Below are 18,330 nucleotides of genomic sequence, written 5' to 3' on the forward strand. Positions count from 1 at the left end.
CGGTGGAATGAAGGGTCGACTATAGCGCAGCCCCGCCCGGGCCGGGCTTGCGCGGCTTTGCCGGGACAGCGCATGATCCGCCCATGTCCCACACCGTCATCGAACTGCACACCGACGCCCCAACCAAGCCGCCGGTGGACGCGCCATGCAACGGCTGCGGCGTCTGCTGCGCGCTCGAAACCTGTCCGCTCGGCCGCCTGCGCTTCCTGCAGCGGCGCGGCCCCTGCCCGGCGCTGCGCTGGTCGGCCGCCGAGATGCGCTACCACTGCGGCCTGTTGCGCGCGCCGGCCGAGCATTTCTCCGCCGCCCTGGCGCCGCTCGCCGCCCGTCTCACCGCCCGCTGGATTTCAGCCGGCAGCGGCTGCGACTGCGACGCCGACGTTCAGCCCTGAGCGACAGCCGCCGTCAGCGCGATCTCGACCCGGTATTCCGGCTTCGCCAGCCGCGCCTGCACGCAGGCCCGCGTCGGCGCGCAGCCGGCTGGCAGCCAGGCATCCCAGACCGCGTTGACCGCGTCGTAGTCGGCCATGTCGGCGAGGTAGAGGGTGGCCATCAGGAGATGACGGCGATCGCTGCCGGCCTGCGCCAGCAGGCGGTCGACGCCGGCCAGCATGGAAGCGGCCTGGCCGGCGGCATCGCAAGAGGTGTCGGCGGCAACTTCGACCAGATAAACGGTACCGGCATGGACGACGCTGTCGGAATAACGCTGGCAGCAGCCGTGGCGCTGAATGTGAGTCGTGGACAAGGTGATCCCCAAAAGCAGGAAGCCCACGCGCGACTGGCATGGGCTTCGGTTTACAGCAACCCCGGCACGGCGGCTGGGGCAATCGGCGTTACGCCGAATCTGGAGTACTACACGGCAATCTCAAGAAAAACTTCCTGTGACAACGTCCATAGAATCTCCTGCAACGCAGCTTCGACTGCCACTGCATGCCCGGTTTGCTGCACACCCGACACGAGCCCAGATTACCACTTTCGGCAAAAAAACCAAGCCGTTTCTTTCATCGCGCAATCGGTCATAATGTTTGGATTCGCTGCCGCCGACCGGGACATGGACAACCTGATCAAGGACACCGCCACGCTGGAACTGTTCTGCTGGCTCGACCCCGGGGCCGAGCTACCGGGCTGGGACATCCTGCGCGGCAGCCCGTTCGGCGCGACGCTGTCGGCGCCCCAGGGCGGCGCGCCGAGCGCCGGCGACCAATTGCTGTCGGTGCAGAACTACTTTGCCGAATATCACCTCGAATATTTTCGCCAGCGCCGCTACAACCACTTCCCCAGCCGCCTGCACGCGCTGCTGCAGTTCGCCACCCGCACCGACGCGATGACCTACCGCTTCAAGCACCCCGACCGCGTCTTCGGCAAGAACCTGTCGTGCTCGCGGACCAAGGGCGCCTACATCTGCTCCTTCCACGACGCGAGCTGGCTCGACTACCTGCGCCTGCCGCACAGCCTCTCGCTCAGCACCCTCGACGAAGTCGCCGATCACTACTGGTCGGGTCACACCGTCGAGGAAATCGGCCTCACTTTCATGGACGAGCCCTGGCGGGAAACGCCGGTGATCGAGGCCTTGTTCCAGGGCGCACTCGAACCGGTCTGGGGTCACGAACAATCGGGCTGGCTGCCCGGCTTCCGCTAGGTACATCATGCGCCGTCTCGCCATCGCCCTCGTCGTCATCGTCCTGCTCGGCGTCGCTGTTTTCGCCCTGAGCCGGCCCAAACCGCTCGCCGTCGTCGTCCATGAAGTCGGCCGCGGCCAGGTCGAGGCGACGCTCGCCAACACCCGCGCCGGCACGGTCGAGGCCTGCCAGCGCACCAAGCTGTCGACGATCATGGGCGGGCGCATCGAGTACCTCGGTGTCAAGGAAGGCGACCGGGTCGAGAAGGGCCAGTTGCTGATGAAGCTGTGGAACGACGACCAGCAGGCGCAGGCCAATCTGGCGCAGACGCAGATTGCGCTGGCCACGCGGCGCAGCGACGAAGCCTGCATCGCCGCCGCCAATGCCGAAAGCGAGGCGAAGCGCCAGGCCGACCTGCGCGCCCGCGGCTTCGTCTCGCCGAGCAAGGAAGAGGCTGCCCGCACCGAGGCGGCGGTGCGCCGTGCCGCCTGCAACACCAGCAAGGCCGACGTCGCCCAGGCCGAAGCCAAACTCAAGGCAACGCGCGTCGAGCAGGGCCGCGTTTCGCTCTACGCGCCGTTCGCCGGCACCGTTGCCAAGATCGTCGGCGAACTGGGCGAATACTCGACGCCCTCGCCGCCGGGCGTGCCGACGCCACCGGCGATCGACCTGATCGACGATTCCTGCCTCTATGTCAAGGCGCCGATGGACGAAGTCGACGCGCCGAAGATCGCCGCCGGCCAGCCGGTGCGCATCACCCTCGACGCGCTGCCCGGGCAGTCGCTGCCGGGCAAGGTGCGGCGCGTCGCGCCCTACGTCTCGGCGGTTGAGAAGCAGGCGCGCACGGTCGACATCGAGGTCGATTTCGCGCAACCGGAACAGGCCGGCAAGCTGCTGGTCGGCTACAGCGCCGACGTCGAGATCATCCTCGCCGGCCGCGACAAGGTCCTGCGCATCCCGGCCGCCGCCTTGCAGGAAGGTGGCCAGGTGCTGGTGCTGAAGGACGGCGTGCTCGAAGCGCGGCCGGTGAAAACCGGGCTGGCCAACTGGGAATACGCCGAGGTGCTCGACGGCCTGCAGGAAGGCGAGCAGATCGTCACCTCGCTCGAACGGGCCGGCGTCAAGGCCGGGGTCAAGGCGGTTGCCGACAGCGCGGCGAAGTAGATGGCGCTGATCGAACTCGCCGGCATCGAGCGCCGCTTCCAGCTCGGCGACACCACGGTCCGGGCGCTAGCCGGCATCGACCTCGCCATCGACGCCGGCGAGTACGTCGCCGTGATGGGCCCGTCCGGTTCCGGCAAATCGACGCTGCTCAACCTGCTCGGCCTGCTCGACCGACCCGACGCCGGCCATTACCGGCTGGAAGGGCGCGACGTGACGACGCTCAGCGCCGACGAGCAGGCGAAGGTGCGGAGTGCCCGCATCGGTTTCGTCTTCCAGAGTTTTCACCTGGTGCCGCGGCTGACCGCCGCCGAGAACATCGCCCTGCCGATGACGCTGGCCGGCATCGCGCCGGCCGAACGCGAGCGGCGGGTGGCGGCGGCGCTCAAGGATTTCGGCCTCGACCACCGCGCCGACCACAAGCCGGACCAGCTCTCCGGCGGCCAGCGTCAGCGCGTCGCCATCGCCCGGGCGACGATCATGCAGCCGCCGCTGATCCTCGCCGACGAGCCGACCGGCAACCTCGACCGCCACACCGGCGAGGACGTGGTCAATCTGCTCGAAGCGCTCAACGCGCGCGGCGTCACGCTGATCGTCGTCACCCACGACCCGGGCATGGGCGAGCGCGCCCGCCGCCGACTGGTGATGGAAGACGGCCGCCTGCAATCGGACAGCGCCGGTGCGCCCGGCTGACATCCTGCGCTTCGCGCGCGACGCGGCGACCGGCTATCCGCTACGGACGACGCTGTCGGTGCTGGCCATGGCCATCGGCGTCGCCGCCGTCGTGCTGCTCACGGCGCTCGGCGACGGCGCGCGGCGCTACGTCGTCGGCCAGTTCTCCTCGCTCGGCACCAACCTGGTCATCGTCCTGCCCGGCCGTACCGGCACCGGCGGCTTCAACCCGGCCACCGCGATCACCAGCACGCCGCGCGACCTGACCATCGCCGACGCCCAGGCGCTGCTGCGTGCGCCGGCCGTGCGCCGGGTCGGCCCGCTCGCCGTCGGCACCTCGGAAATCAGCGCCGGCGGGCGCCTGCGCGAAGTCATGGTGGCCGGCGCCAACCGCGATTTCTTCGCCATCCGCAATTTCGAACTGGCGCAGGGCGAGGCGCTGCCCGACGACGACTGGCAGCGCGCCGCGCCGGTGGCGGTGATCGGCGCCAAGGTGCAGGAAGAGCTATTCGGCCGCGAGCCGGCGCTCGGCCGCCTGGTCCGCGTCGGCGACCGCCGGCTGCGGGTGATCGGCATCCTGCGCCCGACCGGCCAGGGACTGGGCATGAACACCGACGAACTGGTCGTCGTGCCGGTCGCCCTGGCACAGGCGATGTTCAACTCCAACACGCTGTTCCGCATCCTGGTCGAAGCACGCAGCCGTGAGGCGATTCCCGCCGCCAGCACGCAGACATTGGAAATCCTCAAGCAGCGCCACCGCGGCGAGGAGGACGTCACGGTGATCACCCAGGACGCCGTGCTCGCCACCTTCGACAAGCTGCTCGGCGCGCTGACCCTGGCGGTCGCCGGGATCGCCGCGATCAGCCTGGCGGTGGCCGGCATCCTGGTGATGAACGTGATGCTCGTTGCCGTCACCCAGCGTACCGGCGAAATCGGCCTGCTGAAGGCGCTCGGCGCGCCGGCCCGCACCATCCGCCTAGCCTTCCTGACCGAAGCGGCGATGCTGTCGGCGAGCGGCGCCCTGGTCGGCTACGGCCTCGGCGAAGCCGGCGCCTTCGCACTGCGCCAGCTATTCCCGGTGTTCCCGGCCTACCCGCCGGACTGGGCGGTGATCGCCGGCCTTCTGACCGCGCTGTCCACCGGCTTGCTCTTCGGTTTTCTGCCGGCCCGCCGCGCCGCCCGGCTCGACCCCGTGCAGGCGCTGATGAGACATTGAAGATGCTGACGATTCCCTCCAGAGACGTCGCATTCCGCAGAGCCCCCCGGATTTTCTCTGCGTACCTTCGCGCCCTTCGCGCCTCTGCGGTGAATAATTAGCATGCGCCTGCCCGACGCCCTCTCGCTAGCCAGCCGCGCCATCACCGCGCAGCGCCTGCGCAGCTTCCTGACCCTGCTCGGCATCGCCGTCGGCATCGCCTCGGTGATCCTCCTTACTTCGATCGGCGAAGGCATCCACCGTTACGTCCTCGGCGAGTTCACCCAGTTCGGCACCAACGTGATCACCGTCGCCCCGGGCAAGACGAAGACCGGCGGCGCACCGTCCGGCCTGCCGTCGAGTGCGAGGCCGCTGTCGCTGGACGACGCGAAGTCGCTCGAACGCCTGCCGCATGTCGTGGCGGTAACGCCCAACGTGCGCGGCAACGCCGAGGTCGAGGGCAACGGACGCACGCGGCGGACGCTGATCTACGGCGTCAATGCCGATTCGCGCATCGTCTTCCGGTCGACCATGCGCAGCGGCCAGTTCCTGCCCGACGAGGACCCGGCCAACGCGCGCGCCTTCGTCGTCCTCGGCAGCAAGCTGAAGGAGGAACTGTTCGGCGCCGACAACCCGCTCGGCCAGCGCCTGCGCATCGGCGGCCTGCATTTCCGCGTGGTCGGCGTGATGGCGCCGAAGGGGCAATTCCTCGGCATCGACCTCGACGACACCGCCTTCATCCCGGCCGGTCGCGCCCAGGAGCTGTTCAACCGCGAAGGCTGCGACGAGATCAACCTGGCCGCCGCCGAGGGCGTGCCGGCAGCGCAGGTCGCCGAACGCATCCGCCGCCAGTTGATCGAGCGCCACGGCCGCGAGGATTTCACCATCGTCACCCAGGAGGAAATGCTGAAGACGCTGTCCAGCATCCTCGACGTGCTGACGCTGGCGGTCGGCGCGCTCGGCGGTATTTCGCTGCTCGTCGGCGGCGTCGGCATCGTCACCATCATGACCATCGCGGTCAGCGAGCGGACTTCGGAAATCGGCCTGCTCGTCGCCCTCGGCGCCTCGCGGCGGACCATTCTCGGGCTCTTCCTCGGCGAGGCGGTGGCACTGTCGGCGCTCGGCGGCGCGCTCGGCCTGGCGCTCGGCATCGGCCTCGCCCAGTTGATCCACGTCGCAGTGCCAGCGCTGCCGGTGCATACGCCGCTCAGCTTCGTCCTGCTCGCCGAAGGCATCGCCATCGCCATCGGGCTGCTGGCCGGCGTCCTGCCGGCGCGCAATGCGGCGCGCCTCGATCCAGTTGCCGCATTACGGACGGAATGACGTGCTAGAGTTCTGCTTCCCAAGCCAATAACAACCTGACAGGAGCCCAGCAATGTCGTATCACATCGACCAACTCGAACCCGGCATGTCCGCCAGCACCGCCAAGACCGTGACCGAAGCCGACATCATCCTCTTCGCCGGCATCTCGACCGACGTCAACCCGGCCCACCTCGACGAGGAATACGCCAAGGGCACGATGTTCGGCGGCCGTATCGCGCACGGCATGCTGTCGGCCGGCTTCATTTCGGCGGTACTCGCCAACAAGCTGCCCGGACCGGGCACCATCTATCTGTCGCAAACGCTCAAGTTCAAGGCACCGGTGCGCCCGGGCGACACCGTCACGGCCACGGTGACGGTCAAGGAAGTCAATACCGCGAAGAACCGCGTCACGCTCGACACCGTGTGCACGGTCGCCGGCAAGACGGTGATCGAAGGCGAATGCGTGATGATGCCGCCGGTCCGCGCCGCGGCTCCGACCGGCACGGCCTGAGCCCGTTACACCAATGAAAAACGCCGGCGGGGCGACCCGGCCGGCGTTTTTTTTATGGGCGTTGCGTCACCGCGACGTCAGAACGCCTCGTCATCGCGCAGGAAGCGCCACTGCCCCATGGGCAGGTCGCCCAGGCGGATGCGGCCGATGCGCACGCGCTTGAGACCGATCACTTTCAGACCGACCAGTTCGCACATGCGCCGGATCTGCCGCTTCTTGCCTTCCTTGAGGATGAAGTGCAGCTGGTCCTCGTTCAACTGCTTGACCCAGGCCGGCTTCAAGGGCTTGCCGTCGAGTTCCAGGCCGTGCCGGAGCAGTTCGAGGCCGCCCTTGATCATCTGTCCGGAAACGCGCACCAGGTATTCCTTTTCCGCCTCGCTGTCCTCGCCGATCAGGCGTTTGGCGACGCGACCGTCGCTGGTCAGCACCAGCAGGCCGGTCGAATCGACGTCGAGCCGGCCGGCCGGCGCCAGGCCGCGCAGCATCCACGGCTTGAACTCGGGCCCGCCCGACTGCGGCAGCTGGTTTTCCGCGGAGACCAGCGTCACCGCCGGGATGCAGCCCGGCTCCGGCTGCCCGGAGACGTAACCGACTGGCTTGTGCAACAGGATGGTGACCGCCTTGGCCTGGTCCTTCTTCGCCTCGGTCGAGATTTCGATGCGGGCGTCGGGGTCGATCCGCGAACCGAGTTCGCTGACCTGCTCGCCATTGACGAAGACCCAGCCGCGCTCGATCCAGAGGTCGGCCTCGCGGCGCGAACACAGGCCGCGCTCGGACATCACCTTGGACAGGCGGACACCGCTCGGTGCCTCAGCACTGGCGACGACCGCTGGCGGCGGGCTGGCGGGCCGCTCGGCACGCTCTGGCCGCGGCGGACGCGCCCCGGCGTTGCCGCGCGACGCCTCGCTAGCAGGCTTGCGGGCCCAGGGATTTTCCCCGGCCGGGCGACGATCGCGCTTCTGTTCGTCCCTGCCTTGCCCGAATTTTTCCTGGCGTCCGCCTTCCGGCCGGCGCTTCTCCTGCCATTCGCCCTGGCGTTCCTGACGAGGCTTGGCGGAGGCTGACCGCCCGCCTTCCGGACGCCCCCCCTCGCGTTGCCGCGACGGCGCTGCCGGCGTCTCGCGCGGCTTGCGGGCGAGCGCGCCGCCTCGCACCGGGCGTTTGCGGCCGGTGGTTTCGCCGCCTGGCGTTTTGAGCACACCGAGCGTCCCCGTCGGCGGCGTCGGCGCAACGTTCTCCTGCGGCTCGGCCGGTGCCGCGGGCTTTGCCGGCGCACTGGCCGCCGCCGACTTCTCCGGCGCGGCGGCTGGCTTGGGGGTATCTACCGGCGCAACGGCGGCGGACGGCTTGCGATCGACCGCAACATCGTCTGCCGCCGGCTTGCGCCATTTGGCCCAGGGATCGTCCGGCTGGGTCATTGCAGGTCGAGGAGTTCGACCTCGAAGACCAGCGTCGCGTTCGGCGGGATCACGCCGCCGGCGCCGCGGGCACCGTAACCGAGATGGGCCGGGATGGTCAGCTTGCGGGTGCCGCCGATCTTCATGCCCTGCACGCCTTCGTCCCAGCCCTTGATGACATGGCCCTGGCCAAGCGGAAACTGGAAGGGATCGTTGCGATCCTTGCTCGAATCGAACTTGCTGCCGTCGGTCAGCCAGCCGGTGTAATGCACGGTGACGAAAGCGCCGGCGGCGGCGACGGCGCCGCTGCCTTCGACGGTGTCTTCGTAGATCAGGCCGGAGGCCGTGGTGATTTCAGCCATGAGAAGCTCCTTTGCGAAAGCGCGAAATTCTAGCACAAGCCATTGATAGCCTTTGACTTTCATGAACTTCTGCGTATAATGCGCGGTTCTTCGTAGTACCCTTAGTTCATTCCCGGAGTCCAACCATGTATGCGGTCATAAAAACCGGCGGCAAGCAGTATCGCGTTTCCGCTGGCCAAAAACTCAAAGTAGAACAGATACCGGCAGACGTTGGCGCAGAAGTCACCCTCGATCAGGTCCTCATGGTAGGCGAAGGCGAGTCGGTGAAGGTCGGCGCCCCGCTCGTTGCTGGCGCCTCCGTCAAGTGCACCGTGGTTTCCCACGGCCGCCACGACAAGGTCAAGATCTTCAAGATGCGCCGTCGCAAGCACTACCAGAAGCGCCAGGGCCATCGTCAGAACTACACCGAACTGCGCATCGACACGATCGCTGCCTGAGTTCAGAGAAGGAGCTAGCAAATGGCACACAAAAAGGCAGGCGGCAGTTCGCGTAACGGCCGCGACTCACAGGCACAACGACTCGGCGTCAAGCGTTACGGCGGTCAATTCGTTCTCGCCGGCAACATCATCGTTCGCCAGCGCGGTACCGAATTCCACGCCGGCGAGAACGTCGGCATGGGCAAGGACCACACCCTGTTCGCGCTGAAGGATGGCACCATCCAGTTCGCCATCAAGGGCGAAAAGAAGCGCCGCACGGTCACCATCGTTCCGGCTGCCGAATAATTCGGACCGGCGGAACCCAGAAGCCCTATCCGCCGGATAGGGCTTTTTAATTTTCAGAGGCGGAAAGCATGAAGTTCATTGACGAAGCAAAGATCTACGTTAAAGCCGGCGACGGCGGCAACGGCATCGCCACTTTCCGCCGCGAAAAATACATCCCGATGGGCGGCCCCAACGGTGGCGACGGCGGTCGCGGCGGCAGCGTCTACGTGATCGCCGACCGCAACATCAACACCCTGGTCGATTACCGCTACACCCGCAAGTTCCTCGGCCAGCGTGGCGAGAACGGTGGCAGCGCCGACTGCTACGGCAAGGGCGGCGACGACATCATTCTGCGCATGCCGGTCGGCACGGTAATTTCCGACCTGAACACCGGCGAAATCCTCGCCGACCTCGACGTGCATGACAAGAAAGTCCTGCTCGCCAAGGGCGGCAAGGGCGGCCTCGGCAACACCCACTTCAAGTCCTCGACCAACCGCGCGCCGCGCCAGTGCACCAAGGGCGAGCCGGGCGAGGAATTCGAGGTCAGCCTCGAACTGCGCGTGCTTGCAGACGTCGGCCTGCTCGGCCTGCCCAACGCTGGCAAGAGTACGCTGATCCGCGCCGTCTCGTCGGCCCGGCCGAAAGTCGCCGATTACCCGTTCACGACGCTGCACCCGAACCTCGGCGTGGTCCGTGTTGGCGCCGAGAAGAGTTTCGTCATGGCCGATGTGCCCGGGCTGATCGAAGGCGCCGCCGACGGCGCCGGGCTGGGCATCCGCTTCCTCAAGCACCTGCAGCGCACGCGCATTCTGCTGCACCTGGTCGATATCGCGCCGATCGATCCCGATGCCGACCCGGTCCGCGACGCCAAGGCGATCGTCGGCGAACTGCTCAAACACGACCCGGCGCTGGCCGACAAGCCGCGCTGGCTGGTGCTGAACAAGCTCGACCTGATTCCCGAGGAAGACCGCGAAAAGGCTGTCAAGGATTTCCTCAAGGCCTACAAGAAGGCCACCAAGTACGACGGCCCGGTGTTCCCGATCACCGCCATCACCGGCGACGGCACCAAGCCGCTGATCTACGCGATCCAGGAAGCCCTAGAACAGATGGCCCGCCCGGAAATCGCCGACGACGACGAAGACACGCCCGCCGAGGAACAATGAGCCGCAGCCGCCTCGCTTCCGCCAAACGCCTGGTCGTCAAGGTCGGCTCGGCGCTCGTCACCAGCAACGGCAACGGCCTCGACCTCGCCGCCATCGACAGTTGGGCGCGGCAGATCGCCGCGCTGCGCCAACAGGGACGCGAGGTCATCCTCGTCTCCTCCGGCGCCGTTGCCTGCGGCGTGCAGCGCCTGGGCTGGGGCCGCCGGCCGAAGACCGTGCATGAAAAACAGGCCGCCGCTGCCGTCGGCCAGGCCGGCCTGGTCGAGGTTTACGAAGCCGCGTTCAGCAAGCACGGCCTGCACACCGCGCAGATCCTACTCACCCACGACGACCTCGCCGACCGCAAGCGCTACCTGAACGCCCGCGCCACGCTGAACACCCTGCTCGGCCTCGGCGTCATCCCGATCATCAACGAGAACGACACGGTGATCACCGACGAGATCAAGTTCGGCGACAACGACACGCTGGGCGCCCTGGTCGCCAACCTGCTCGAAGCCGACACCCTGATCATCCTCACCGACCAGCAAGGCCTGTACACCGCCGACCCGCGCAAGGACCCGGCGGCGACGTTGATCGACCAGGCCAGCGCCGGCGATCCGGCCCTGGAGGCGATGGCCGGCGGCGCCGGCAGCCGCGTCGGCACCGGCGGCATGATCACCAAGGTCATCGCCGCCAAGCGCGCCGCGCGCAGCGGCGCCGACACCGTCATTGCCAGCGGCCACGAGGCCGACCCGATCCTGCGCCTGGCTAGCGGCGAAGCGCTCGGCACTCTGCTCGTCGCCGAGACGCCAGCACTGGCTGCACGCAAGCAATGGCTGGCCGACCATCTGCAACTGGCCGGCCGCTTGGTGCTGGACGACGGCGCAGTCAAGGCGCTCAAATCAGGCAAGAGTCTGCTGCCGGTGGGCATCGTTGCCGTAGATGGCGAGTTCGAACGCGGTGCCGCCGTCGCCTGCATCGCCCCCGACGGCCGCGAAGTCGCCCGCGGCCTGTCCAACTACGGCAGCGGCGAAGCCCGCCTGATCGCCCGCAAGACCACCGCCGACATCGAAGCCATTCTTGGCTATCTCGATGAACCGGAGATGATCCACCGCGACAACCTGATCATTTCCTGACCAGGCCCCCATCACGAACAACGAAAATTCCGGGAATGGCCTGACTACGGCGCAGGCTGAGCAAGCCCCCCCTTCTTTTCATGCATGAAAAAAGCGGCCTGACGGCCGCTTCTTCATTACTGCGAAGCTCGCTCAGAAAGCGCGCAGCAAACGCAGATCAACGATGTCCGCACCACCATTCGGCTGCTTCAGGCCGGCGTTCGAAATGTGCGAGACATTCAGACTAAGCGCGTAAGCGCCAAAATCGTAGCCTGCGCCGAGACGGCTGGCGAAATTGAGTCGACTGCCCATATCGTGACGCCGATCCCAATGCGTGCGCGAAACATAAGCGGCCCCGAGACCGAACTCGGCAAAGAAACCAACCGTCTGCGGCTGATAACGCAACACCGGCATGACCGCCACCTGAACCAGCCCACCGCGCCTGGTATCGGCATGCGCCAGCGACAGGTCCAGGCGACTGGCAAGACGCCCTTCCTGGAAGGACCAGGGCAAAGCGAAGCCAACGCCAGCACCGAACACGCCAGCAGACGATGGATTCACCACCTGTCCTGCCTGCACAAACAATTCTTCGGCCTGCAGCATCGTCGCCATCGACGACACCAGGACCGCAACCCCAGTGATGATTTTTTTCTTCATGAGACTGAACGATCAAGCACCCCGAGGTGCCATGCAAAACAAGAAAAACGGCCGCTCCGGAGAGCGGCCGCTTCTAACTGCGCTAAACCAGATGGACTGGATTAGAACTGGTGACGAACGCCCAGGTTCAGACCCGAGGTGTAGTCGTCGGCACCGCCGCCGATGGCAGCGCCACCCTTGACGGAGAAGCTGCCTTCAGCTTCGGTGTTGGTGCTGATCTTTGCGTACACAGCATACAGATTGGTGCGCTTCGACAGAGCGTGGGTGTAACCCAGAGCCCACTTGGAAGCCTTGGCGCCATCGGCAGCGACCCAGTCACTGTCGATCTTGTTACGCGAGTAGGAAACCAAGACGTTACCGGCAGCACCAACCGGAATGGTCGCACCGATCATCCACTGCTTGGACTTGGTGTTGTCACCACCAGTCGCACCGGGAATTGCGGCAGCAACGCCGTAGTTGTCGTTCTTGATTTGACCGTAGACGCCGGCAAGCTTGACAACACCGAAGTCGTAGCTGGCGCCCAGATCCCAGACGCGATCCTTGTAACCGGCAGCGTCAACCTTGACTTGGTGGTAGTTCAAACCAACGAACAGCGGACCATTCGAATAGTTCGGGTTGATCGCCCAGATTTCGGCGTCGGCGTCCTTGGCAGTCTTCAAGGTGGCGTCTTCGTCGCCCAGGCCGTCGGCGGTGTAGCCGGCGATAACGTTGAAGCCGCTGAACGACGGGGAAACGTAGGCAACCAGGTTGTTCAGGCGAATCGTGGTCGGAGCAACAGCGGCACCCATGCCGTAAACGCCACGGCCGTAGGTCACGTCGCCAACGGTGCCGGCACCAAACGGATCAACCTTGGAAATCAGGCCGTATTGCGGGGTGTATTGACGACCAGCGGCAACGGTACCGTAGTTGTTGGACAGAGCCAGGAAGGACTGGCGAGCCGGGCCAGCCAGGCCAGCGCCGGTGTCAACACCGATGCCGTATTCGAGAACGAAGGAAGCCTTCAGGCCGTTGCCCAGGTCTTCCGTACCACGGAAGCCGATGCGCGAACCGGATTGCAGACCGCTGTCCAGAGCGTTGCGGCTCGAGAACGTGCTGGTGTCGGAGCTAGAAGTGCGGTTGTAGCCAACATCAACAACGCCGTAGATCTGAACGTTCGACTGGGCGAAAGCAGCGGTGGAAGCCAGGCCGGCGACGGCCAGAGCGATAATCTTCTTTTGCATCAGAAAATCTCCTTAGTGGTTAGTTTTTGGCCGCCCCTTGCGGAACCAGCCAAGCTTTACCTCTCGGATCGAGAAGTTGAAGGGCATTGTGCAAGGGGGACTGGCAAGCGGCAAGGCTTAATCCGGACAGCCCCTACACATTGTGAAACTCTGTTGCATCGATGCAACAAGCCTCAGGCAAAAAGCCGAGCCAGTTCCTCGCCCGGCTCGTCGGCACGCATGAAAGCCTCGCCGACGAGGAAGGCGTGAACGGCGCTTTGGCGCATCAGACGGACGTCTTCGGGCTTCAGGATGGCGCTTTCGGTGACCACGATGCGCTGCTGCGGGATACGCCCCAGCAGGCCGAGCGTGGTGTCGAGGCTGACTTCGAAGCTACGCAGGTTGCGGTTGTTGATGCCGAGCAAGGGAGTCTGCAACTGCAGCGCGGCGTCGAGTTCCGCGCCGTTGTGCACTTCGTCCAGCACGATTACTGTTGGTGCTTGCGAGAACCTGAATCAAACGGAAATTGCCGACGTGTGTGCATCACCCGAAGGATTTCAATGCACTCCAGCGTAACCCGGTACACCAGGACATAATTGGGATGAATCACTATTTCCCGACAACCGGCAATGCGTTCACTAGCCTTGAACAGGAACGGATGCTCAGACAACGGCCAAACGCCTTGCTCGATTGCATGGCCCAAGCTCATAGCGGCACGCGGATCTCGCTCAGCCACATAGGAAACAATTTCCAGCAAGTCGCCACGAGCCTCCTCCGACCAGACCAGAGGTAACATCAGGCGACTTTTTTTCCCTGATGCCGATCAATGGCAGCCCACATTTCAGCCATGACCTGATCATGCGGCAGTCTGGCCTTGTCGCTATCAATCGCCGCCTGCACCTTGTCGCAAAACCATTGCTCATAGCTGATAGCCTGAGCTTGGGTTTCAAACTGGGAAACACAGGGATCAAGAGGATTGGAATCCATGATCGTTCCTTTTGTCGTTGGACAGGCTTGATTATACGAACAATATTCAGCCACCTGTCTTTTCTCAACAAAACAGCCTGCCAAGCTCCTCGCCCGGCTCGTCGGCACGCATGAAGGCTTCGCCAACGAGGAAGGCATTGACCGCGTGGCCGCGCATCAGAGCAACATCTTCCGGCCTGAGGATGCCACTTTCGGTAACCACAATACGATCCGGCCCAATGCGTTCGAGCAGGCCGAGCGTGGTGTCGAGGCTGACCTCGAAAGTGCGCAGGTTGCGATTGTTGATGCCGAGCAGCGGCGTCTGCAACTGCAACGCGGCGTCGAGTTCTTCGCCGTTGTGCACTTCGACCAGCACGGCCATGCCGTAGTCCATGGCCTGCCGTTCCAGTGCCTGCATTTGCGGCAGGCTGAGCGCGGCGGCGATGAGCAGGATAGCGTCGGCGCCCATGGCGCGGGCTTCGGCAACCTGGTAGGCATCGACGATGAAGTCCTTGCGCAGCACCGGCAGGGTACAGGCGGCGCGGGCGGCCTGCAGGTATTCGGGGGCCCCCTGGAAATACTGGCGATCAGTCAACACCGACAGACAGGCGGCGCCGTGCTCGGCGTAACTGCGAGCGATGTCGGCGGGACGGAAATCGGCGCGGATGACGCCTTTCGACGGGCTGGCCTTCTTGATTTCAGCGATCACGGCGGCCTGGCCGCAGGCGAGCTTGGCGCGAATGGCACCGACAAAGTCACGCGGCGCGGCTTGTTGCGCGGCTTCGCCTTCGAGCGCGGCAAGCGGTTTGACGGCGAGGCCAGCGGCGATTTCCTCGCGCTTGGTGGCGATGATCTTGTTCAGGATGTCGGACATGTTCAATAGTGATAACGGCATTGGGCAAGCAGGATGCAATCGGCTTCGATGGCATAGACCAGACGGTGCTGTTCGTCGATGCGACGTGACCAGAAACCGGCAAGATTGTGACGCAAGGGTTCGGGCTTGCCGATCCCTTCAAACGGGCTGCGTTGTATCTCTTTGATCAGACTGTTGATGCGCCTCAGGGTGATTTTGTCGGACTGTTGCCAGTACAGGCAATCCTCCCAGGCACGATCGGAAAACCTAATCTGCATCAGGCCGCAGTTCCCGGACCTGACCGCCACCGGCACGCAACTGCCCCACAGCTTCGATCAAACGGGCGGCATTGGCAGGACTGCGCAACAGGTAGGCAGTTTCCTCCAGCGCATTGAAATCGTCGAGCGACATCATGACCACCGGCTTGCCCTGCTGACGGGTTATCAGCAAGGGCGCACGATCTTCATTGACGCGATCCATCACGTCGGCGAAATGCTGGCGGGTGTAGCTGTAGGTCATGGCTTCCATGGGCAAACTCCTTTGTACAAATACTCGTACAATAGCTGGCTTGCGTCAAGCCTGCGGCGCCGGCAGATCGACGATTTCCTCGGTATCTTCCAGCACTGTAGCGACGGGGAGCTTCAGCGATAGCGAGGCGAAGTTGATTTCGTCACCGTCGAAATATTCATACAGCACCCAGTGCTGCTCGGCGTTGCGGCGGAAGATTTCCACCCGTTTGGCTGGTAGGTCGACGAGGACGTACTCCTGCAGACTCGGCAGTTTGCGGTAGGCAGCAAACTTGTCGCCGCGATCGAAAGCGGCGGTCGATTCGGAGAGCACTTCGACGACCAGCAGCGGGTGGCTGATGAAGTCGGGCGTGGCACGGTCGCGGGCATCGCAGGTGACCGCGATGTCAGGGTAGAAGAAGCAGTCTGCCGCCTCGATGCGGGTTTTGACCGATTCGATGTACACCCGGCAGGGGCTGCCTTTGAGAGCATTGCGCAAGGCGTTGTACAAATTTCCGGTAGCGACGTTATGGGACAAGCGCACGCCAACCATCGCAAAGACTTCGCCAGCGATGTATTCGTTACGGTTTGGCTGCTCCGCCTCCCACGCAAGGTAGGCGGCGGCATCGAACTTCGCTTTTTCCTGAGCCAGGGCCATGACGAACTCCTGCAATCTGCGGTTCCCGGATTATGCCGCCAAAGCCTGCGTGCATTCGACGAACTGCGCCAGCTTCGCGCGCGCGGCACCGCTGGCGATGGCTTCGCGAGCCTTGGCGATGCCTTCAGCGATGCTGTCGGCAGCGTTGGCGACGTAGAGTGCGGCGCCGGCGTTGAGGCAGACGATCTCGCGGGCGGCGCCCGGCTGGTTGTCAAGCGCGGACAGCATCATCGCTTTGGACTCGTCGGCGCTGCCAACGCGCAGGTTCCTGAGCGACATCATCTGCAGACCAAAGTCTTCCGGATGCACTTCGTATTCGCGGACTTCGCCGTCCTTCAGTTCGCCGATCAGCGTCGTCGCGCCGAGCGAGATTTCGTCGAGATTGTCCTTGCCATGCACGACCAGCACGCGCTCGGCGCCGAGGCGTTGCATGACGCGCACCTGGATGCCGACCAGGTCGGGGTGGAAGACGCCCATCAGCGTATTCGGCGCGGCCGCCGGGTTGGTCAGCGGGCCGAGGATGTTGAAGATGGTACGGACGCCCATCTCGCGGCGCACCGGCGCGACGTGCTTCATCGCGCTGTGGTGGTTGGGCGCAAACATGAAACCGATGCCGCACTGCTCGATGCAGGCAGCGACTTTTTCCGGCGACAGGTTGATGTTAGCGCCGAGCGCCTCGAGCACGTCGGCACTGCCCGAGCTCGACGACACGCTGCGCCCGCCGTGCTTGGCCACCTTGGCGCCGGCGGCGGCGGCGACGAAGATCGAGGTGGTGGAGATATTGAAGCTGTGCGCGGCGTCGCCGCCGGTGCCGACGATATCGACGAAATGCTTGTCGTAAGGCACCTTGACCGGCGTCGCCAACTCGCGCATGACGCTGGCGGCGGCGGCGATCTCGCCGATGGTTTCCTTCTTGACGCGCAATCCGGTGACGATGGCGGCGATCATCACCGGCGAGACTTCGCCGCTCATGATCTGGCGCATCAGCGAAACCATTTCGTCGTGGAAGATTTCGCGATGCTCGATGACGCGCTGGAGGGCGGCTTGCGGGGTCATGGGGTGGGTTCCTCGTACCAGTTGATGGTGGCGAGCCGGCCGATGCGACCAAACTCGCGCAGATTGCGGGTGACCAGCGTGGCGCCGTGGGCGACGGCGATGCCGGCGATCAGAACATCCTGCGGACCGATACCCTGGCCGCTCGCCTCCAGCTCCGCACTGATCAGGGCGGCCTGGCGCGCGGCCTCGGCGTTGAGCGGCAGAATGCGGATGCTGTTGACGAATTCAGCCCATTGCTGGCGGCGACGCTCGCCGACCGGCAGGCGGGCCAGTCCATATTCGATTTCGTACACGACGATGGCGGGCAAGGCCACCTGGTCGCGCGGCGTTGCCAGCAATCGTTCGCGCACGCCGCCCATGCCCTTGAAAGCATAAGCGACGGTGTTGGTATCAGGCGCGTGGATCACAGCGACTCACGTGGCAAATCGACGGTGCCGGCACGCAGGGATTCAGCTTCCGGGAAGTCCGGCCAGCTGCCGAGCGCTTCGCTGACCCCCGGTGGCCAAGCGGGTGCAGCGGCACGCTGGATGACTTCCGCCACCCAGCGGCTTTGCGACAGCCCGGCCGCCTCGGCCGAGGCCTTGACCAGGCGTTCCGTGTTTTCGTCGAGATACAGGGTCAGTTGCGCCATGCCTCACCTCCAGACACTTATACTCCCACGTATATTACACGCTCAGACCTTGGCCGGCAGACGATGTTCCTGCAGGAAATTGTTCAACAGGTCGTGACCGCGCTCGGTCAGGATCGATTCCGGGTGGAACTGGACGCCTTCGACGGCCAGCGTCTTGTGACGCACGCCCATGATCTCGCCGTCCTCGGTCCACGCCGTGACGTCGAGACAATCGGGCAGGCTGGCACGCTCGATGGCCAGCGAGTGGTAACGGGTGCAGGTCAGCGGATTGGGCAGATTGCGGAAAACGCCCTCGTTCTTGTGGTGCACCGGCGACACCTTGCCGTGCATCAGCGTCCTGGCGTGCACGATGCGCCCGCCGAAGGCCTCGCCGATCGACTGGTGGCCGAGGCAGACGCCGAGTAGCGGGATCTTGCCGGCGAATTCCTTGATCGCCGCCAGCGACACGCCGGCCTGCGCCGGCGCGCAGGGGCCGGGCGAGATGACGAGGTAGTCGGGCTTGAGGCGGGCGATCTCGGCCAGCGTGATGGCGTCGTTGCGAAAGACCTTGACCTCCTGCCCGAGCTCGCCGAAATACTGGACCAGGTTGTAGGTGAAGCTGTCGTAGTTGTCGATCATCAATAACAT

The 18,330-nt window shown here is 65.0% G+C and carries 26 protein-coding genes and 1 pseudogene; 11 read left to right on the plus strand and 16 right to left on the minus strand.

All coding sequences use genetic code 11. The features are described from left to right. The first annotated feature begins 83 nt into the window (after window positions 1–83). Window positions 84–392 (plus strand): hypothetical protein, encoded by a 309-nt coding sequence (locus ACE3OV_RS01655; RefSeq protein WP_374324382.1) that lies wholly within the window; start codon window positions 84–86, stop codon window positions 390–392. Here the strand turns inward: ACE3OV_RS01655 and ACE3OV_RS01660 are convergent. Next, the gene (locus ACE3OV_RS01660; protein WP_374324384.1) at window positions 383–745 is read right to left on the minus strand and encodes a RidA family protein; all 363 of its coding nucleotides are present in this window, start codon (window positions 743–745) and stop codon (window positions 383–385) included. The genes ACE3OV_RS01655 and ACE3OV_RS01660 overlap by 10 nt on opposite strands. 276 nt (window positions 746–1,021) lie before the next feature. Between ACE3OV_RS01660 and ACE3OV_RS01665 the strand changes: the two genes are divergently transcribed. The 6 genes from ACE3OV_RS01665 to ACE3OV_RS01690 all read left to right on the plus strand — a co-directional run bounded on the left by ACE3OV_RS01665 (window position 1,022) and on the right by ACE3OV_RS01690 (window position 6,460). Further along, entirely contained in the window at window positions 1,022–1,639 is a 618-nt protein-coding gene (locus ACE3OV_RS01665; protein WP_374324386.1) for a hypothetical protein, read from the plus strand. A 7-nt stretch (window positions 1,640–1,646) separates the two neighbouring features. Then, a complete protein-coding gene (locus tag ACE3OV_RS01670) occupies window positions 1,647–2,783 on the plus strand; it encodes an efflux RND transporter periplasmic adaptor subunit (RefSeq protein WP_374324388.1) in 1,137 nt (378 codons plus the stop codon). Continuing rightward, window positions 2,784–3,473 carry an ABC transporter ATP-binding protein gene (locus tag ACE3OV_RS01675; RefSeq protein WP_374324390.1) on the plus strand — a complete coding sequence of 230 codons (690 nt, stop codon included), beginning with the start codon at window positions 2,784–2,786 and terminating at the stop codon, window positions 3,471–3,473. After that, entirely contained in the window at window positions 3,460–4,668 is a 1,209-nt protein-coding gene (locus ACE3OV_RS01680; RefSeq protein WP_374324392.1) for an ABC transporter permease, read from the plus strand. The genes ACE3OV_RS01675 and ACE3OV_RS01680 overlap by 14 nt, the downstream gene beginning before the upstream one ends. Window positions 4,669–4,770: 102 nt before the next feature. Beyond that, the gene (locus tag ACE3OV_RS01685) at window positions 4,771–5,970 is read left to right on the plus strand and encodes an ABC transporter permease (RefSeq protein ID WP_374324394.1); all 1,200 of its coding nucleotides are present in this window, start codon (window positions 4,771–4,773) and stop codon (window positions 5,968–5,970) included. 52 nt (window positions 5,971–6,022) lie between these two features. Next, the gene (locus tag ACE3OV_RS01690) at window positions 6,023–6,460 is read left to right on the plus strand and encodes a MaoC family dehydratase (RefSeq protein ID WP_374324396.1); all 438 of its coding nucleotides are present in this window, start codon (window positions 6,023–6,025) and stop codon (window positions 6,458–6,460) included. Between the two features lie 77 nt (window positions 6,461–6,537). On the opposite strand, the gene ACE3OV_RS01695 is transcribed toward ACE3OV_RS01690, so the two are convergent. Together ACE3OV_RS01695 and ACE3OV_RS01700 are read right to left on the minus strand one after the other, a co-directional pair. Beyond that, the gene (locus ACE3OV_RS01695) at window positions 6,538–7,878 is read right to left on the minus strand and encodes a pseudouridine synthase (RefSeq protein WP_374324398.1); all 1,341 of its coding nucleotides are present in this window, start codon (window positions 7,876–7,878) and stop codon (window positions 6,538–6,540) included. After that, window positions 7,875–8,219 (minus strand): FKBP-type peptidyl-prolyl cis-trans isomerase, encoded by a 345-nt coding sequence (locus ACE3OV_RS01700; RefSeq protein WP_028994363.1) that lies wholly within the window; start codon window positions 8,217–8,219, stop codon window positions 7,875–7,877. Before ACE3OV_RS01700 ends, ACE3OV_RS01695 begins: the two co-directional genes overlap by 4 nt. A 125-nt stretch (window positions 8,220–8,344) precedes the next feature. On the opposite strand from ACE3OV_RS01700, the gene rplU reads away from it, so the two are divergent. From rplU to proB, 4 genes are all read left to right on the plus strand, one after another. After that, the gene (gene rplU, locus ACE3OV_RS01705; protein WP_374324401.1) at window positions 8,345–8,656 is read left to right on the plus strand and encodes a 50S ribosomal protein L21; all 312 of its coding nucleotides are present in this window, start codon (window positions 8,345–8,347) and stop codon (window positions 8,654–8,656) included. A 21-nt stretch (window positions 8,657–8,677) separates the two neighbouring features. After that, the gene (gene rpmA, locus ACE3OV_RS01710) at window positions 8,678–8,941 is read left to right on the plus strand and encodes a 50S ribosomal protein L27 (RefSeq protein ID WP_076092045.1); all 264 of its coding nucleotides are present in this window, start codon (window positions 8,678–8,680) and stop codon (window positions 8,939–8,941) included. Between the two features lie 68 nt (window positions 8,942–9,009). After that, the gene (gene cgtA, locus ACE3OV_RS01715; RefSeq protein WP_374324403.1) at window positions 9,010–10,083 is read left to right on the plus strand and encodes an Obg family GTPase CgtA; all 1,074 of its coding nucleotides are present in this window, start codon (window positions 9,010–9,012) and stop codon (window positions 10,081–10,083) included. Further along, window positions 10,080–11,198: a glutamate 5-kinase gene (gene proB / locus ACE3OV_RS01720; protein WP_374324406.1), complete on the plus strand. Its 1,119-nt coding sequence runs from the start codon at window positions 10,080–10,082 to the stop codon at window positions 11,196–11,198. The genes cgtA and proB overlap by 4 nt, the downstream gene beginning before the upstream one ends. Window positions 11,199–11,330: 132 nt before the next feature. On the opposite strand, the gene ACE3OV_RS01725 is transcribed toward proB, so the two are convergent. The 13 genes and pseudogenes from ACE3OV_RS01725 to ACE3OV_RS01785 form a co-directional block, all read right to left on the minus strand. After that, window positions 11,331–11,834 carry an acyloxyacyl hydrolase gene (locus ACE3OV_RS01725; RefSeq protein ID WP_374324408.1) on the minus strand — a complete coding sequence of 168 codons (504 nt, stop codon included), beginning with the start codon at window positions 11,832–11,834 and terminating at the stop codon, window positions 11,331–11,333. Window positions 11,835–11,935: 101 nt separating this feature from the next. Beyond that, a complete protein-coding gene (locus ACE3OV_RS01730) occupies window positions 11,936–13,054 on the minus strand; it encodes a porin (protein ID WP_374324410.1) in 1,119 nt (372 codons plus the stop codon). Window positions 13,055–13,227: 173 nt separating this feature from the next. After that, a pseudogene (gene trpC / locus ACE3OV_RS01735) lies at window positions 13,228–13,518 on the minus strand (indole-3-glycerol-phosphate synthase TrpC); the annotation flags it as partial. Between the two features lie 2 nt (window positions 13,519–13,520). After that, the gene (locus ACE3OV_RS01740; protein ID WP_374324412.1) at window positions 13,521–13,829 is read right to left on the minus strand and encodes a type II toxin-antitoxin system RelE/ParE family toxin; all 309 of its coding nucleotides are present in this window, start codon (window positions 13,827–13,829) and stop codon (window positions 13,521–13,523) included. Next, entirely contained in the window at window positions 13,829–14,020 is a 192-nt protein-coding gene (locus ACE3OV_RS01745) for a hypothetical protein (protein ID WP_374324414.1), read from the minus strand. Before ACE3OV_RS01745 ends, ACE3OV_RS01740 begins: the two co-directional genes overlap by 1 nt. A 64-nt stretch (window positions 14,021–14,084) precedes the next feature. After that, window positions 14,085–14,873 carry an indole-3-glycerol phosphate synthase TrpC gene (gene trpC, locus ACE3OV_RS01750; RefSeq protein WP_374324416.1) on the minus strand — a complete coding sequence of 263 codons (789 nt, stop codon included), beginning with the start codon at window positions 14,871–14,873 and terminating at the stop codon, window positions 14,085–14,087. A gap of 2 nt (window positions 14,874–14,875) precedes the next feature. After that, window positions 14,876–15,130: a Txe/YoeB family addiction module toxin gene (locus ACE3OV_RS01755; protein WP_374324418.1), complete on the minus strand. Its 255-nt coding sequence runs from the start codon at window positions 15,128–15,130 to the stop codon at window positions 14,876–14,878. Then, window positions 15,120–15,380 (minus strand): type II toxin-antitoxin system Phd/YefM family antitoxin, encoded by a 261-nt coding sequence (locus tag ACE3OV_RS01760; RefSeq protein ID WP_374324420.1) that lies wholly within the window; start codon window positions 15,378–15,380, stop codon window positions 15,120–15,122. The genes ACE3OV_RS01755 and ACE3OV_RS01760 overlap by 11 nt, the downstream gene beginning before the upstream one ends. Before the next feature lie 45 nt (window positions 15,381–15,425). Then, window positions 15,426–16,016 carry a Uma2 family endonuclease gene (locus ACE3OV_RS01765; protein ID WP_374324423.1) on the minus strand — a complete coding sequence of 197 codons (591 nt, stop codon included), beginning with the start codon at window positions 16,014–16,016 and terminating at the stop codon, window positions 15,426–15,428. 30 nt (window positions 16,017–16,046) lie between these two features. Further along, entirely contained in the window at window positions 16,047–17,072 is a 1,026-nt protein-coding gene (gene trpD / locus ACE3OV_RS01770) for an anthranilate phosphoribosyltransferase (protein WP_374324425.1), read from the minus strand. Next, a complete protein-coding gene (locus ACE3OV_RS01775) occupies window positions 17,069–17,479 on the minus strand; it encodes a type II toxin-antitoxin system VapC family toxin (protein ID WP_374324427.1) in 411 nt (136 codons plus the stop codon). The genes trpD and ACE3OV_RS01775 overlap by 4 nt, the downstream gene beginning before the upstream one ends. Then, the gene (locus ACE3OV_RS01780) at window positions 17,476–17,703 is read right to left on the minus strand and encodes a hypothetical protein (RefSeq protein WP_374324429.1); all 228 of its coding nucleotides are present in this window, start codon (window positions 17,701–17,703) and stop codon (window positions 17,476–17,478) included. Before ACE3OV_RS01780 ends, ACE3OV_RS01775 begins: the two co-directional genes overlap by 4 nt. 42 nt (window positions 17,704–17,745) lie before the next feature. Beyond that, window positions 17,746–18,330: an aminodeoxychorismate/anthranilate synthase component II gene (locus ACE3OV_RS01785; protein ID WP_374324430.1), complete on the minus strand. Its 585-nt coding sequence runs from the start codon at window positions 18,328–18,330 to the stop codon at window positions 17,746–17,748.

Source organism: Azonexus sp. (assembly GCF_041909095.1).
Taxonomy (GTDB): Bacteria; Pseudomonadota; Gammaproteobacteria; order Burkholderiales; family Rhodocyclaceae; genus Azonexus.

What these genes read in the sequence shown, in the direction of transcription:
- ACE3OV_RS01685 (WP_374324394.1), top strand. Translation starts at nt 4,771, where the DNA reads ATGCGCCTGCCCGACGCCCTCTCGCTAGCCAGCCGCGCCATCACCGCG.
- ACE3OV_RS01690 (WP_374324396.1), top strand. Translation starts at nt 6,023, where the DNA reads ATGTCGTATCACATCGACCAACTCGAACCCGGCATGTCCGCCAGCACC.
- ACE3OV_RS01755 (WP_374324418.1), bottom strand. Translation starts at nt 15,130, where the DNA reads ATGCAGATTAGGTTTTCCGATCGTGCCTGGGAGGATTGCCTGTACTGG.
- cgtA (WP_374324403.1), top strand. Translation starts at nt 9,010, where the DNA reads ATGAAGTTCATTGACGAAGCAAAGATCTACGTTAAAGCCGGCGACGGC.
- proB (WP_374324406.1), top strand. Translation starts at nt 10,080, where the DNA reads ATGAGCCGCAGCCGCCTCGCTTCCGCCAAACGCCTGGTCGTCAAGGTC.
- ACE3OV_RS01655 (WP_374324382.1), top strand. Translation starts at nt 84, where the DNA reads ATGTCCCACACCGTCATCGAACTGCACACCGACGCCCCAACCAAGCCG.
- ACE3OV_RS01780 (WP_374324429.1), bottom strand. Translation starts at nt 17,703, where the DNA reads ATGGCGCAACTGACCCTGTATCTCGACGAAAACACGGAACGCCTGGTC.
- ACE3OV_RS01760 (WP_374324420.1), bottom strand. Translation starts at nt 15,380, where the DNA reads ATGGAAGCCATGACCTACAGCTACACCCGCCAGCATTTCGCCGACGTG.
- rplU (WP_374324401.1), top strand. Translation starts at nt 8,345, where the DNA reads ATGTATGCGGTCATAAAAACCGGCGGCAAGCAGTATCGCGTTTCCGCT.
- ACE3OV_RS01745 (WP_374324414.1), bottom strand. Translation starts at nt 14,020, where the DNA reads ATGGATTCCAATCCTCTTGATCCCTGTGTTTCCCAGTTTGAAACCCAA.
- ACE3OV_RS01675 (WP_374324390.1), top strand. Translation starts at nt 2,784, where the DNA reads ATGGCGCTGATCGAACTCGCCGGCATCGAGCGCCGCTTCCAGCTCGGC.
- ACE3OV_RS01700 (WP_028994363.1), bottom strand. Translation starts at nt 8,219, where the DNA reads ATGGCTGAAATCACCACGGCCTCCGGCCTGATCTACGAAGACACCGTC.
- ACE3OV_RS01665 (WP_374324386.1), top strand. Translation starts at nt 1,022, where the DNA reads ATGTTTGGATTCGCTGCCGCCGACCGGGACATGGACAACCTGATCAAG.
- ACE3OV_RS01730 (WP_374324410.1), bottom strand. Translation starts at nt 13,054, where the DNA reads ATGCAAAAGAAGATTATCGCTCTGGCCGTCGCCGGCCTGGCTTCCACC.
- ACE3OV_RS01740 (WP_374324412.1), bottom strand. Translation starts at nt 13,829, where the DNA reads ATGTTACCTCTGGTCTGGTCGGAGGAGGCTCGTGGCGACTTGCTGGAA.
- trpC (WP_374324416.1), bottom strand. Translation starts at nt 14,873, where the DNA reads ATGTCCGACATCCTGAACAAGATCATCGCCACCAAGCGCGAGGAAATC.
- ACE3OV_RS01765 (WP_374324423.1), bottom strand. Translation starts at nt 16,016, where the DNA reads ATGGCCCTGGCTCAGGAAAAAGCGAAGTTCGATGCCGCCGCCTACCTT.
- ACE3OV_RS01725 (WP_374324408.1), bottom strand. Translation starts at nt 11,834, where the DNA reads ATGAAGAAAAAAATCATCACTGGGGTTGCGGTCCTGGTGTCGTCGATG.
- ACE3OV_RS01670 (WP_374324388.1), top strand. Translation starts at nt 1,647, where the DNA reads ATGCGCCGTCTCGCCATCGCCCTCGTCGTCATCGTCCTGCTCGGCGTC.
- trpD (WP_374324425.1), bottom strand. Translation starts at nt 17,072, where the DNA reads ATGACCCCGCAAGCCGCCCTCCAGCGCGTCATCGAGCATCGCGAAATC.
- rpmA (WP_076092045.1), top strand. Translation starts at nt 8,678, where the DNA reads ATGGCACACAAAAAGGCAGGCGGCAGTTCGCGTAACGGCCGCGACTCA.
- ACE3OV_RS01695 (WP_374324398.1), bottom strand. Translation starts at nt 7,878, where the DNA reads ATGACCCAGCCGGACGATCCCTGGGCCAAATGGCGCAAGCCGGCGGCA.
- ACE3OV_RS01785 (WP_374324430.1), bottom strand. Translation starts at nt 18,330, where the DNA reads ATGTTATTGATGATCGACAACTACGACAGCTTCACCTACAACCTGGTC.